The following is a 13,529-nucleotide window of genomic DNA, read 5'->3' as shown; positions in this document are numbered from 1 at the left end:
AATAATGCAACGCTTTAAAGTGAAAAAGCAATAGGAGCTGCGATATTTTTGTTAAAAATAAATAAAATAGTTGTAACTTTGAACAATATTTAGTACAATGTACCCATGAGAAACTTTTTACAAGGAGGCAGCAGCATGAAGGTTTACAGAACGGATGAAATAAGAAACGTTGTTCTTTTGGGACATGGGGGATGTGGAAAGACAAGTCTTGCAGAGGCAATGGCTTATGTTTCAGGAGCAACGAACCGTCTGGGCAGCATTGACGGAGGAAATACGATCAGTGATTTCGATAAAGAGGAGCAGAAGAGAAAGTTCTCAATCAGCACAAGTCTGATTCCGATAGAGTGGGAAAAAGCAAAGATCAATATTCTGGACACTCCTGGATATTTCGACTTTGTAGGTGAAGTAGAGGAAGCTGTAAGTGCGGCGGATGCAGCGGTGATCGTTGTTTCTGGTAAGGCTGGTGTTCAGGTCGGAACCGAGAAAGCATGGGAACTCTGCAACAAGTATAAACTTCCGCGAATGATTTATGTAACAGAGATGGATGTGGATGATGCAAGTTTCCGTCAGGTAGTGGAAGATCTGACAGCAAGATACGGAAAAGTAATCGCACCTCATTTCATGCCGATTCGTGAGAACGAGAAGCTGGTTGGCTATGTAAACGTTATTAAGAATGCGGCAAGAAGATATACAGGTCTCGGACAGAAAGAAGAATGTGAAATTCCGGAATATTCAAAGGAGAATCTGCAGATTTACCGTGAGAAACTTCTTGAAGCAGTGGCTGAGACGAGTGAAGCCTTTATGGAACGTTATTTCGAAGGAGATGAATTCTCTGTAGAAGAGATTCGTTCTGCTATGAGAAGCGAAGTTATGGACGGCTCGATCGTTCCGGTAGCGATGGGCTCCAATATTCAGGCGCAGGGCGTAACCAATCTCCTTTCTGATATTGTACGTTTCTTCCCGAGTCCGGAATATCGTGAGTGTGCAGGAATCAACCGTAAGACAAATGAGATCTTTGAGGCAAATTATGACTTTGCACAGCCGAAGAGTGCATATGTATTTAAGACTATGGTTGATCCGTTTATCGGAAAATACTCTTTTGTGAAAGTATGTTCGGGCGTACTGAAAGGCGATGATATCCTTTATAATGCAGAGACAGATGCAGAAGCAAAGCTTGGTAAAATCTACACCCTGAACGGAAATAAACCGGTAGAAGTGAGCGAGCTTTTTGCCGGAGATATCGGAGCAATCGCAAAACTTGGTACAACAAGAACCGGTGATACGCTCTCTACAAAGAATACTCCGGTTTCTTTTGGAAGAACCGAATACTCCAAACCATATACATATATGAAATATGTAGTAAATAATAAAGGTGATGAAGATAAAGTTTCCCAGGCACTTGCAAGAATGATGGCAGAAGATGTAACACTGAAAGTGGTGAATGACAGTGAGAACCGTCAGTCTCTTATCTATGGTATGGGCGATCAGCATCTGGAAGTTGTGGCAAGCAAGTTGGCAGAACGTTATAAAGTTGGTATTACACTTGAGACTCCGAAAGTTGCATTCCGTGAGACGATCCGCAAGAATTCCGATGTGGATACCAAGTATAAGAAACAGTCCGGCGGACATGGACAGTACGGACATGTTAAGATGAGATTTGAACCGTCCGGAGATCTGGAGACACCGTATGTATTCGAAGAAGAGGTTGTGGGAGGAGCTGTTCCGAAGAACTACTTCCCGGCTGTTGAGAAGGGACTTCAGGATTCTGTTGTTAAGGGACCTCTGGCAGGATATCCGGTTGTTGGCGTAAAAGCAACTCTTTACGATGGATCTTACCATCCGGTAGATTCCTCAGAAATGGCATTTAAGACTGCAACATGCCAGGCATTTAAGAAAGGTTTCATGGAAGCAGGTCCTGTTCTTCTGGAACCAATTGCATCCGTTAAGGTTACGGTTCCGGATGATTATACCGGAGATGTAATGGGAGATCTGAATAAACGTCGTGGAAGAGTTTTAGGAATGAATCCGGTTGCAGGCGGATATCAGGTGATTGAGGCGGATGTGCCGATGACAGGTATGTTTGGATATTGTACAACGCTTCGTTCCATGACGGGCGGACGTGGTACATATTCTTATGAATTTGCCCGTTATGAGCAGGCACCGAATGATGTTCAGGAGAAGGAAATCGCAAAACGCGCTGCAGAAGAGGCGTAAATTCAATTTGATAGAACAAGAGAAAAGCCGGGCATTTTGTCCGGCTTTCTTTAACAACACTAATTCGTTTTAAATTACAGACCTCGCTATTGTACTTTTGACATAAAAGTGGTATGCTACGTAGGTAAATCTAAAGAAAAATGAAGGGTAGCCTTAAATGAAAATTGTAATTATTGGGGACGGAAAAGTTGGACATAAATTGACGACACAATTATCCGAAGAAAATTACGATGTCGTACTGATTGATCGAAATGAAGGGAAACTGAAAGAAGCAATCAATAATTTGGATATTATGTGCATCAACGGGGATGGAGCAGATGCTCAAATCCAGAGACAGGCGGGAGTTCCGAATGCAGATCTGGTTATAGCCTGTGCGTCTACAGATGAATTGAATATGGTAAGCTGCCTTCTGGCAAGAAAACTGGGAGCAAAGCACACCATTGCACGTGTGAGAAATCCTATCTACTATCAGCAAATTGATCTTTTGAAAGAGGATCTCAGACTAAGTATGGCAGTGAATCCGGAACTTGCGGTAGCATTTGAAATCTCACGGGCGATTCTTCTTCCCGATACCGCAAAGGTTGAGACATTTATGAAAGGAAAAGCTGAACTCGTAGAATATATTGTAAAAGAACAGAGCAGGCTGGACGGGATGAAGCTTTCTGATATTTATCAGAAGTATCAGATTAAACTGCTTATCTGTGCGGTGCGAAGAGGGAATGATGTGATTATTCCGGATGGAGATTTTCTGGTAAAGGTCGGGGACAGACTTCACTTGGTCGCTTCCCATAAATATATCGAAGAGTTTTTCCGATTTGTCGGAAGAAAAAGAAAAGTAAAGAAAGTCATGATCTGCGGAGGCAGCCGAGTGGCATATTATCTTGCAAAACAGCTGATTGCTCTTGGAATGCAGGTGAAGATCATTGAAAAAGATCTGAAAAAGTGTGAGTCACTCTGTGAAGAGCTTCCGAAGGCGACTATTATATGCGGAGATGCAGCAGATCATGATCTGCTGATTGAAGAGGGCATTGAAGAAGCAGATGCCATGATCAATCTTACTAATGTGGATGAGGAGAATATTATACTTGCATTGTTTGGAAGAACCAAGGGTGTGGATAAGATAGTGGCTAAGGTCAATGAAGACAGCAGAGCACAATTGGTGCAGGAACTGGATATTGATGCTTTGGTTTCCACGAAAACAGCGACTGCTGACGCGATTATGAGTTATGTGCGTGCTCGTCAGAATTCGCTTCGCAGCGTCAATGTTGAATCCATGTATCAGCTTGTCGGCGGAAGAGTAGTGGCTCTCGAGTTTATTATCAAAGAAGAGACAAATTATACCAATATTCCGTTGAAAGAACTTAGTTTTAAAGCGAACAACCTGATTGCTTGCATTGGGCGGGGACGTCAGGTGATCATTCCGGATGGTGATGAATGTATGAAGGTCGGGGATAGTGTAGTGATGGTAACGACAGAAAAAAAAGTACAGGATATCACTGATATAATGCTTTAGCAGGAGAATGTAAGCAATGAATAAGAAAATGACAAAATATATCATTGGAAAAATGCTTGGGGTTGAGGCGATTCTGCTTTTAATTCCGATGATGGTAGGGCTTATGTACAGTGAGAAGGAGTCGGCATATTTTCTTGTGGCGTCGACACTCCTTTGCGTCTGCTATTTCATATGGGGGAGAAAAGAACCCGAAGATACGATGATTTACACGAAAGAAGGGCTGATCATCGTGGCGACGGCATGGATCTTCTGGTCACTGTTCGGAGCGCTTCCATTTTTTCTGTCCGGGTGTATACCGAATTTTATCGACGCGTTTTTTGAGACTGTTTCAGGCTTCACCACGACGGGATCGACTATACTTATGGATATCGAAAGTATGCCCAAATGTATGAATTTCTGGCGTGCACTGACGCATTGGATCGGTGGTATGGGTGTGCTGGTGTTTGTAATGGTGCTGACATCCCTTGATGAAAAGAATTCCATGCATCTGATGCGTGCGGAAGTTCCGGGTCCGGAAGCAGACAAACTGGTCCCAAAGGCAAGGGGAACGGCGCAACTGTTGTATGGTATGTATTTCATTCTGACTGTATTGGAAATCATCCTGCTCCTTTGCGGAGGGATGAGCCTTTTTGACAGTGTGACGCATGCATTCAGCATAGCCGGAACCGGAGGATTTAATTCCTACAATAACAGTGTGGCACATTTTAACAGCGCTTATATTGATGGTGTGATCACTGTTTTCATGATTTTGTTCGGGATTAATTTTAACATGTATTTCCTCCTGTTAATGAAAGATGTTAAAAATGTTCTGAAAAATGAAGAACTTCGTGCTTACCTGGGAATTATCGCAGTCGCTGTCGTGATGATAGTGGTGAATATCACTCCAATGTATCACTCTGTTGGGAAAGCATTTCGCTATGCTTCTTTTCAGGTGGCGGCAATCATAACAACGACGGGTTTCGTGACTGTGGATTTTAATCTGTGGCCGGAACTTTCGAAAATGGTGCTTCTGATTTTGATGATCATTGGTGCGTGTGCAGGGTCGACGGGTGGTGGTATCAAGGTTTCCAGATTTCTGATCCTGATCAAGAGTATCGGACGGGAATTGAAGTCGATGCTGCACCCGAAGGGAGTATCCATTGTAAAGGTAAACGGAAAAAGGGTGAAAGAAGAGACCATGCGGGGCGTATATGTTTATATCAGTGCATATATTATTATTCTTGCTCTTTCTGTTTTGCTTGTTTCTGCGAACAATTATAATTTTGAGACATCCTTTACGGCGGTACTTACGACTCTGAACAATGTTGGACCGGGGCTGGGACTGGTCGGTCCGGTGGAGAATTTTGCTAAATTCAATAGCTTTTCAAAACTGGTACTTTGCTTTGATATGCTGATCGGAAGACTGGAGATATTTCCATTTCTGATGTTGTTTACACCAACACTTTGGAATAAAAAATTTTAAAAGAGGAGGAAATGAATGTGAAAAAGAAAGGAACTATTCTGGGAGTTGTTATTTTTTTGATTTTGGCAGGAATCTACTATTATCTGGCGCTCCCAGCATTTAATATTCATTCGGCGGATGTATGGTACTTTATTCTTGTACTGGTTGCCGTTGTTGGAATTATTTATGCCCTGAAAAGAGGAATTTCAAGAAGAAAGGAGATCAGTGATTCCAAGTTTTTGAAGGTGATCATCGGACTGTTCATTGTTCTTCTGCTGGTATACCTGATTGGAAGCTTTCTTTCTTCACCGGTGATCAACGCAAAGAAATATCAGCAGCTTCTTAAGGTGGAGGACGGAGAATTTACACAGGATATTGAAGAACTGTCCTTTGATCAGATTCCGCTTCTCGACAGGGATTCGGCACAGATTCTGGGTAACCGCAAGATGGGAAGTATGTCTGACATGGTTTCGCAGTTTGAAGTCGATGATATTTACAGCCAGATCAACTACAAAAACCGTCCGGTCAGGGTATCTCCGCTTCGGTATGCCAGTCTGATTAAATGGTTTACAAACCGCAAAGAAGGAATCCCGGCTTATATCCGGATCGACATGGCCAGCCAGACAACGGAAATGGTAAAGCTGGACGAAGGTATGAAGTATTCGACCAGTGAGTACTTTGGAAGGAATATTTATCGTCATCTGAGGTTTGCGCATCCGACTTATATTTATGGGGATCTCAGTTTTGAGATTGACGATGACGGAGTTCCATACTGGATCGCACCGGTAATGAAATACAATATCGGTCTGTTTGGCGGGGTAACCGTAGGACGTGTGGTTTTGTGTAATGCCATTACCGGTGAAATGGAAGACTATAAGATCGATGAAGTACCGGAGTGGATTGACCGTGCGTATTCAGCAGATCTTCTGATAGAATTATATGATTATTATGGCTCGTTAAAGCATGGTTTTCTGAACAGCATACTGAGTCAGAAAGACTGCCTGAAGACGACGAACGGCTATAATTATCTTGCAATCGATGATGACGTATGGGTTTATACAGGTGTAACTTCTGTAAACAGCGATCAGTCCAACGTCGGGTTCGTGCTGATGAATCAGCGAACGATGGAGACAAAATACTATGCAGTCGAAGGTGCGATTGAGGACTCTGCCATGGATTCAGCTGAAGGTCAGGTGCAGAATCTGCATTATGTGGCTACGTTCCCGCTGCTTCTGAATATCTCGGGCGAGCCGACGTATTTCATCGCACTGAAAGATGATGCCGGTCTGGTCAAGAAATATGCGATGGTAAACGTCCAGAAGTACCAGTTGGTTGCGATTGGTGATACGGTCAGCAAATGTGAGCAGGAGTATAATGAACTTCTCCTTACCAATGGAGTGAAAGAAGCAGAAAAAGATGAAAGAGAAGTTCTGGAAATCAAAGGAAAGATCACTAAAATTGCACAGGCGGTCATTGACGGAACATCGCATTATTATATCATGATCGAAGGCTCGGAAGATATTTTTGATGTGTCTGTTGTGGACTATATTGATATCATCCGATATGAAATTGGTGATGAAGTAACTGTAGAATATAAAAAAGGAGAGAAGACGAACACGGTTTTGTCTCTGGAAAAATAAAGAAATGGATATCTGCCGGCGAGAATGTCGGCAGATATTTGTCTATGTATAGGAACAAAAAAGGACGCAGCATTTATATGTTACGTCCTTTCCCTTGTTTATTTTCAATCTTAATTCAGAATCTGGCAGCCTTCCATGTTCACATCACCGAGCTGTTCATTTGTAGCGCTGATGCTGATATAGAAATCGATATTGTTGTCTTTAGAAATCTTTTTCAGTTTTTCAATAAAAGTAGGAATATTTTCAAGAGCGATATTAGCATGTTTTAAAATACCGTCAATGAAAATTGCCTGAATATCGTGGTCTGCACTTGTCATACCGTAAATGAATCCCAGGTATTCATCGATGTTCGTGATTACATCGTAATCATCCATGCAGATAGCGCGGATGTTGAAAGATAAGCTGTATGTATCGCGATGGCTCTTCTTGATAAAAAATACATGTCCGTCGCAACCTTTCACCAGTTCATTCGCACGCTCGATCATCTGCTGTGTTTTTCCACTACCCTTTGGGCCTGTTAATAAATTTACCATATCTACAAGTCTCCTTTTTACGTATATTTTGTACTAAAAATGGTACTCTTTCTCTTGGAACCATTATACACTAATCACAAAGGATAAACAACCCCATTTATTTGCAACTTTTTAGGAAGTGTGATACAATTAGCCATGCAGACGTAAAGATCGATTGAAAAGAGGATGAAAAATGACAAAAGTAGATATTATTTCAGGTTTTTTAGGTGCAGGTAAAACAACATTTATAAAAAAGCTGATCGAGGAGGTGTTTCCCGGAGAGAAGCTGGTTCTGATTGAAAACGAATTCGGCGAGATCGGTATCGACGGCGGTTTTCTTAAAGATGCAGGAGTTGAGATCACAGAAATGAATTCAGGATGCATCTGTTGTACACTGGTCGGGGATTTCAGCAAAGCACTTCAGAAAGTTCTTACAGAGTATCAGCCGGACAGAGTGATCATCGAACCATCCGGAGTCGGAAAACTGTCTGACGTAGTAAAGGCTATTGAAGGTGTCAAAGAAGAGGCAGATATTGAGATCGATGGCCGGATCACGGTTGTGGACGGGAAAAAGGCAAAGATTTATATGAAGAATTTCGGAGAATTCTTCGAAAATCAGGTGGAGCATGCATCCACGATCGTAATCAGCAGAACACAGATGATGAAGGATGAAAAGATTGAAGAATGTGTTCATATTTTGAGAGAGAAGAATCCGGATGCGGCCATTATTTCAACACCGTGGGAAGAACTTGGAAAAGAAGCAGTACAGCGCGCATTGGAGCATGGTGCCGAGATTGAAGGCATTCTGGAAGAACACCATCACCATGAAGAGGAAGAATGTTGCGATCACGAGCATCATCACCACCATCATGAAGAGGAGGAATGCTGTGATCACGAGCATCATCACCATCATCACGATGAGGAGTGTTGTGACCATGACCATCATCATGACCATGGTCCGGATTGCACTTGCGGATGCCACGATCATCATGATCACCATGGACATCACCATGCGGATGAAGTATTTACAAGCTGGGGCAAAGAAACAGCTCACAAATATACCGAGGATGAACTTGATTTTATCCTGAAAGCATTGACAGAGACGGAAGCTTACGGAACGATTCTTCGCGCAAAAGGCATTATTCAGATGGAAGACGGTTCATGGAAGCAGTTTGATATGGTTCCGGAGGAATTTGAGATCCGTGCAGGACAGGCTGATTATACAGGCCGCCTTTGCGTGATTGGAACAGATCTGAAGGAAGACGAGCTTATGAAGCTGTTCCATATTTAGACCGGAGGTGGGAAAGATGATGACACCGGTTTATATCTGTACAGGATTTCTGGACAGCGGCAAAACGACTTTCGTGAAGGATACCCTCATGAAGCAGGAATGGATCGAAGATGGGCCGACACTTCTTTTACAGTGTGAAGAGGGTGAAGAAGAGTACTCAGAGAGTTATCTGGATGAAAATGGTATGTTTCTCCTTGAAATAGAGGAACGGGAGCAATTGAACGGGGATTTCTTTGATAATTGTGAACGCACGTATCACCCGGCGCAGGTTGTCATTGAGTACAATGGTACATGGGATCTTCAGGAGATCATGGACGAGGAATATCCGGAAAACTGGGAAATCCAGGGCGTTTATTCTACGGTAAATGGCGAAACGCTGGATATGTATCTGAAAAATATGCGCAATATGCTGATGAGCCAGCTCACCGAATCGGAGCTGATCGTCATCAACCGCTGTGGAGAAGGGACAGACCGGTCTGCATTTCGAAGAGCACTGAAGATCCAGAACCCGCAGGCACAGCTGATCTTTGAGGATGAAGACGGACAGATCATCCCCCAGACGGAAGAAGACCTTCCATTTGATATCAAAGCGGATGAGATTGAGGTCGATGATGTGGATTTCGGAACCTGGTATGTGGATGCGTATGAGCATCCAGAGCATTATCTGCACAAAGAGATCACATTTCTGGCGCAGACGTTCCGACCGAAAGGAATGCCGGATAACCTAATGATTCCGGGAAGACAGATCATGACCTGCTGTGCGGACGATGTGAGATTTTATGGGTATCCGTGCAAAATATCCGGAAAACTGCAGTTTGAACAGAGAGGATGGGCTCGGATCAAGGCGCGTTTTGAATATGAATCTGTACGAAGATTTGCTCCGAAACAGCCGGTACTTTATCTGTTGGAGATGGAAAAAGCTCAAAAGCCGGAAGAAGTAGTAGTCTATCTTTAACTGAGGTGAAAATGATAAAAACAGAAGAAAAATATCAGATTTTAAAACAATATTTTGGATATGAAGATTTCCGCCCCGGACAGGAGAAGCTGATCGACAGCATCCTGTCCGGGCGGGATGTGCTCGGAATCCTTCCAACCGGAGCAGGAAAATCACTTTGCTTCCAGATTCCGGCACTTATTATGGAAGGAATCACTCTTGTAATCTCGCCGCTGATCTCACTTATGAAGGATCAGGTGGCATCTCTTAATCAAGTCGGAATTCATGCAGCATTCCTCAACAGTTCCCTTACATATGGACAATATCAAAAAGCACTCGCGTTTGCGGCAGAAGGACGATATAAGATTATCTATGTAGCACCGGAAAGGCTGGAGACTGCAGAGTTTTTAAGTTTTGCACTGCATGCAAAGATTTCAATGGTGGCTGTGGATGAAGCACACTGCGTATCCCAGTGGGGACAGGATTTCAGGCCCAGTTATTTTAAGATCACCGATTTTGTGGACAAGCTTCCGGTGCGCCCGGTCATCAGTGCATTTACCGCTACTGCGACGAAAGAAGTCCGTGAGGATATGATCGATATTCTGATGCTGAGGGATCCGGTACTGGTGACAACAGGTTACGACCGGCCGAATCTTTATCTCGGGGTACAGACACCAAAGGATAAATACAGTGCCCTGAAACAATTTGTGGAAATGCATCCGGGACAGTGCGGGATCATTTACTGTCTGACCAGAAAGCTGGTGGAGGAAGTGTGTGTCCGCCTGGAGGACGACGGATTTTCGGTGACCCGTTATCATGCGGGACTTTCCGATAAGGAAAGACGTGAGAATCAGGACGATTTTATCTATGACCGGAAGCAGATCATTGTTGCGACTAATGCATTTGGTATGGGCATCGATAAATCCAACGTCCGTTATGTCGTGCATTATAATATGCCGAAAAATCTGGAATCCTATTATCAGGAAGTCGGACGATGTGCGCGGGATGGAGAGCCCGGAGAATGCATATTATTTTACTGCGGGCAGGATGTGGTTACAAATCAGCGGTTTATTGAATACAATCAGGATAATGAAGAACTGGATGATTTTACCCGGGCAATCGTGATGGAGCGTGACCGTGAAAGACTGAAGAAAATGACGTATTATTGTTTTACAAATGAGTGCCTGCGAGACTATATCCTTCGTTATTTCGGTGAGTATGGATCGAATTACTGTGGAAATTGTTCCAACTGCCTGAGTCAGTTTGAAACGGTCGATGTGACCGTCGAGGCGGAAAAGATTACAGAATGCGTGAAGACAAGCAGACAGAGGTATGGAATCAATGTGATTCTGGATACCGTACACGGTGCGAACACCGCAAAGATCAGACAATACAAAATGGATAAAAATCCATGTTACGGGACTCTGGCGAAAGTACCGGTATGGAGGCTCCGCCAGATTTTCAATCACCTATTGTTGGAAGAGTATCTGACGACAACAAGTGACGAATATATGCTGGTGAAGCTGACTGGAAAATCAGATTCTTTACTGGAAGGAGAAGTCCAGATCTCCATGAAAATGGCGAAGGAACAGGAAAAGCCGGAAAAGACTACGGTGAAAAAGAAGAAAAGAACGGCCGGAGTACTGCTTTCGAATGAACAGGAGGTACTCTTTGAGAAGCTGCGTCAGCTCCGGATGGAAATCGCGAAAGAAGAAAAAGTGCCGCCATATATTGTGTTCTCGGATAAGACCCTGGTACATATGTGCCAGGTGAGGCCGGAAAATAAAGCGCAGATGCTTAAGGTAAGCGGTGTTGGGGAATTTAAGTATCAGAAGTATGGGGAGAGCTTTCTAGAAGTGATATTGAATTGACACACGTAATAATACGTAGTATAATTGCAAGTAAAGAAAGGAGCTACATAAGAATGCCGATAACTCCCAAGGAGATGATAAGACTTCTCAAAAAGAATGGAACAGGCAATCCTAAAACAGGCGGGGATAACAGATAGATAGTATAAAAATGGAGGTGTCTTTATGGGCAAAATGTTTTATCCTGCGATCTTTCATCAGGAAGAAGGTGGATTCTGGGTGTCCTTTCCAGATTTGCCGGAGTGTTATACAGAGGGGAATGATATGAAACATGCTTATGAAATGGCAGTGGAAGCACTGGGGCTTGCACTTGTTAGCAGGAAAACGGAAAAAGAAATGATTCCTGAACCATCAAGTCCGGAAAACATTCATGTAGAAGATGGTGTGTTGGTTGTAATTAGTTTTGACATGATGGAATATCAGAAAAAGCATAATTCAAAAGCCGTTAAAAAGACATTGAGCATCCCTGAGTGGTTAAATGAAGAAGCTATGGCGTTGGAAATTAATTTTTCACAAGTCCTTCAGGAAGCTTTGATTCAGAGAATTCAAGCAAAGGGAAGAGGATAATGTACATCACGTATGAGATAATTAAGTCTTCAAGGAAAACAATAGCAGTGGAAGTGCGCCAGGACGGTTCTGTCCTGGTACGCGCTCCGCGGAATTGTCCACAGTCCAGAATTGACACATTTCTAAAAGAGAAACAAGCATGGGTTCTTGCCAAAGTGGAGGAACAGAAGGAGAAAGAAGCGGATTCGATGAAAATCCAGCCGCTCAGTGAAGCGGAGCAAAGATTGTATAGAGATAAAGCGAGAGAAATTTTTGAACAGAAGGTTTCCTATTATGCCCAAATGATGGGTGTCAGTTACGGAAGAATTGCGATTCGCGACCAGAAGACCAGATGGGGAAGCTGCAGTGGCGAAGGAAATCTGAACTTCAATTGGAGGCTGATATTTGCCCCGGCGGGAGTGCTGGATTATGTAGTGGTGCATGAGCTCGCTCATCGGAAGGAAATGAATCATTCTCCACGCTTCTGGAAGGTTGTGGAAGATACCATGCCGGAATACAGGAAGTATCAGAAGTGGCTGAAGGAGAATGGGAGAGGACTTCACAGGTATTGATTGAAAGGATTTTTGGAAAATGTGATAACTGCCCTGGGAACGGCATTTATTGACAGTGCAGTTGAAATCTGCAGCTGGTTACAGTTGTTTGAGTCAGAAGAAGAGAAAGAATGTTTTATACAATTGTATACTGGATTGTAATAAGAAATGGGAGACATGAGGAAAGGCTGAATTAAATATAACTGGATCAATCACCTGTTTGTTACTTTGAGAGATTGTGATTGATCCACTTATTATCGCTCGTTACACTAGTGTACTAGCAATCGTACCCCCATCTTAAGATTTCCGGCTTCGGATATTCCACCCCAAAAGTTTCAATCTCAATTTTCTTAATAAATTCATCTGTAATAGGCTGCTTAATTACAATATCAGGCCCTTCTGAATGATCGGTAATGTCACGAAGAGGAACATTTTCAATACGTTCTATTTCCTCAAACCCATCGATAACCCGTCCGAAAGCAGCAAATTTGCCTTGGAGTCTTTCCTTAACATCGTCGGATAATGTAATAAAGAATCCGCAACCATGCGCTTCTTTGCTTGCGTCACCGGCCATGCCCAGAACTCCTTTTCCAAATTGAATTGGATTGTTAAATCCATTAGAAGCGAACTCCCCGTTAAGTACCAGGTCGCAGTCAGGTTCTTTTGAAAAATCATAAGTTGACTGTATGACAAAGCCCGGAACAACACGAGAAATGAGCCGATTAGTGTACATACCTTGCGTTATGCACCAAATAAAACTATTTACAGTGTTTGGCGCGTATTCAGGATAGAGTTCGGCGGTAATAATACCCTGATTCGTATATATTTTTGCAATTGGATGATTCATCAAAGTCACCTCGTTCATTTATTCTGATCTTATTATACTACAGAACTCAAAATAATGAAATTTAAAAAATGACTTTATTGAGAACAACTGGTATAATGATAACATTGGATAAAATCCGGAAAGGGAAAATTTAGCATAAAGGAGTGAATTTGGAATGTTTCAAACGAAGAAA

Annotated in this window: 11 protein-coding genes; 9 read left to right on the top strand and 2 right to left on the bottom strand. The window is 42.9% G+C overall.

Annotated features, from left to right (window positions below; genetic code table 11):
* Positions 1-135 precede the first annotated feature (135 nt).
* From ACTNA4_RS01830 to ACTNA4_RS01815, 4 genes are all read left to right on the top strand, one after another.
* A complete protein-coding gene (locus ACTNA4_RS01830; protein WP_427807246.1) occupies positions 136-2,214 on the top strand; it encodes an elongation factor G in 2,079 nt (692 codons plus the stop codon).
* A 157-nt stretch (positions 2,215-2,371) separates the two neighbouring features.
* Positions 2,372-3,727, top strand: coding sequence for a Trk system potassium transporter TrkA (trkA, locus tag ACTNA4_RS01825; RefSeq protein ID WP_427807247.1), 1,356 nt, complete (start codon positions 2,372-2,374; stop codon positions 3,725-3,727).
* Between the two features lie 16 nt (positions 3,728-3,743).
* Complete coding sequence (locus tag ACTNA4_RS01820; RefSeq protein WP_441028311.1) at positions 3,744-5,189, top strand: TrkH family potassium uptake protein; 1,446 nt, start codon at positions 3,744-3,746, stop codon at positions 5,187-5,189.
* A gap of 11 nt (positions 5,190-5,200) precedes the next feature.
* Positions 5,201-6,808 carry a CvpA family protein gene (locus tag ACTNA4_RS01815; RefSeq protein WP_427807249.1) on the top strand — a complete coding sequence of 536 codons (1,608 nt, stop codon included), beginning with the start codon at positions 5,201-5,203 and terminating at the stop codon, positions 6,806-6,808.
* A 110-nt stretch (positions 6,809-6,918) separates the two neighbouring features.
* Here ACTNA4_RS01815 and ACTNA4_RS01810 read toward each other — a convergent pair whose 3' ends face one another.
* The gene (locus ACTNA4_RS01810; protein WP_441028309.1) at positions 6,919-7,341 is read right to left on the bottom strand and encodes a hypothetical protein; all 423 of its coding nucleotides are present in this window, start codon (positions 7,339-7,341) and stop codon (positions 6,919-6,921) included.
* 172 nt (positions 7,342-7,513) lie between these two features.
* Between ACTNA4_RS01810 and ACTNA4_RS01805 the strand changes: the two genes are divergently transcribed.
* From ACTNA4_RS01805 to ACTNA4_RS01785, 5 genes are all read left to right on the top strand, one after another.
* Positions 7,514-8,611, top strand: a complete 1,098-nt coding sequence (locus ACTNA4_RS01805) for a CobW family GTP-binding protein (protein ID WP_427819906.1) — start codon at positions 7,514-7,516, stop codon at positions 8,609-8,611.
* A 16-nt stretch (positions 8,612-8,627) separates the two neighbouring features.
* Positions 8,628-9,566, top strand: a complete 939-nt coding sequence (locus tag ACTNA4_RS01800) for a TIGR03943 family putative permease subunit (protein WP_427807253.1) — start codon at positions 8,628-8,630, stop codon at positions 9,564-9,566.
* Positions 9,567-9,577: 11 nt separating this feature from the next.
* The gene (gene recQ / locus ACTNA4_RS01795) at positions 9,578-11,416 is read left to right on the top strand and encodes a DNA helicase RecQ (protein ID WP_441028307.1); all 1,839 of its coding nucleotides are present in this window, start codon (positions 9,578-9,580) and stop codon (positions 11,414-11,416) included.
* Positions 11,417-11,578: 162 nt separating this feature from the next.
* Positions 11,579-11,980, top strand: a complete 402-nt coding sequence (locus ACTNA4_RS01790; protein WP_441028305.1) for a type II toxin-antitoxin system HicB family antitoxin — start codon at positions 11,579-11,581, stop codon at positions 11,978-11,980.
* On the top strand, positions 11,980-12,531 hold the full coding sequence (locus ACTNA4_RS01785; RefSeq protein WP_441024682.1) for a M48 family metallopeptidase: 552 nt from the start codon (positions 11,980-11,982) through the stop codon (positions 12,529-12,531). Before ACTNA4_RS01790 ends, ACTNA4_RS01785 begins: the two co-directional genes overlap by 1 nt.
* A gap of 256 nt (positions 12,532-12,787) precedes the next feature.
* Here the strand turns inward: ACTNA4_RS01785 and ACTNA4_RS01780 are convergent, their stop codons facing one another.
* The gene (locus tag ACTNA4_RS01780) at positions 12,788-13,357 is read right to left on the bottom strand and encodes a peptidylprolyl isomerase (protein WP_441028303.1); all 570 of its coding nucleotides are present in this window, start codon (positions 13,355-13,357) and stop codon (positions 12,788-12,790) included.
* Positions 13,358-13,529 lie beyond the last annotated feature (172 nt).

Origin of the sequence: Bariatricus sp. HCP28S3_A7 (genome assembly GCF_052066375.1) — a bacterium.
Classification (GTDB): Bacteria; Bacillota; Clostridia; order Lachnospirales; family Lachnospiraceae; genus Allocoprococcus.
Note: the sequence above shows the minus strand (reverse complement) of the source record. Positions and strands in the feature narration are given on the sequence as shown.

Bases quoted from the DNA above. Each gene is read 5' to 3' on its own strand.
- ACTNA4_RS01805 (WP_427819906.1), top strand. From the start codon at position 7,514: ATGACAAAAGTAGATATTATTTCAGGTTTTTTAGGTGCAGGTAAAACA.
- ACTNA4_RS01815 (WP_427807249.1), top strand. From the start codon at position 5,201: ATGAATGTGAAAAAGAAAGGAACTATTCTGGGAGTTGTTATTTTTTTG.
- ACTNA4_RS01820 (WP_441028311.1), top strand. From the start codon at position 3,744: ATGAATAAGAAAATGACAAAATATATCATTGGAAAAATGCTTGGGGTT.
- ACTNA4_RS01790 (WP_441028305.1), top strand. From the start codon at position 11,579: ATGGGCAAAATGTTTTATCCTGCGATCTTTCATCAGGAAGAAGGTGGA.
- ACTNA4_RS01780 (WP_441028303.1), bottom strand. From the start codon at position 13,357: ATGAATCATCCAATTGCAAAAATATATACGAATCAGGGTATTATTACC.
- ACTNA4_RS01785 (WP_441024682.1), top strand. From the start codon at position 11,980: ATGTACATCACGTATGAGATAATTAAGTCTTCAAGGAAAACAATAGCA.
- trkA (WP_427807247.1), top strand. From the start codon at position 2,372: ATGAAAATTGTAATTATTGGGGACGGAAAAGTTGGACATAAATTGACG.
- recQ (WP_441028307.1), top strand. From the start codon at position 9,578: ATGATAAAAACAGAAGAAAAATATCAGATTTTAAAACAATATTTTGGA.
- ACTNA4_RS01810 (WP_441028309.1), bottom strand. From the start codon at position 7,341: ATGGTAAATTTATTAACAGGCCCAAAGGGTAGTGGAAAAACACAGCAG.
- ACTNA4_RS01800 (WP_427807253.1), top strand. From the start codon at position 8,628: ATGATGACACCGGTTTATATCTGTACAGGATTTCTGGACAGCGGCAAA.
- ACTNA4_RS01830 (WP_427807246.1), top strand. From the start codon at position 136: ATGAAGGTTTACAGAACGGATGAAATAAGAAACGTTGTTCTTTTGGGA.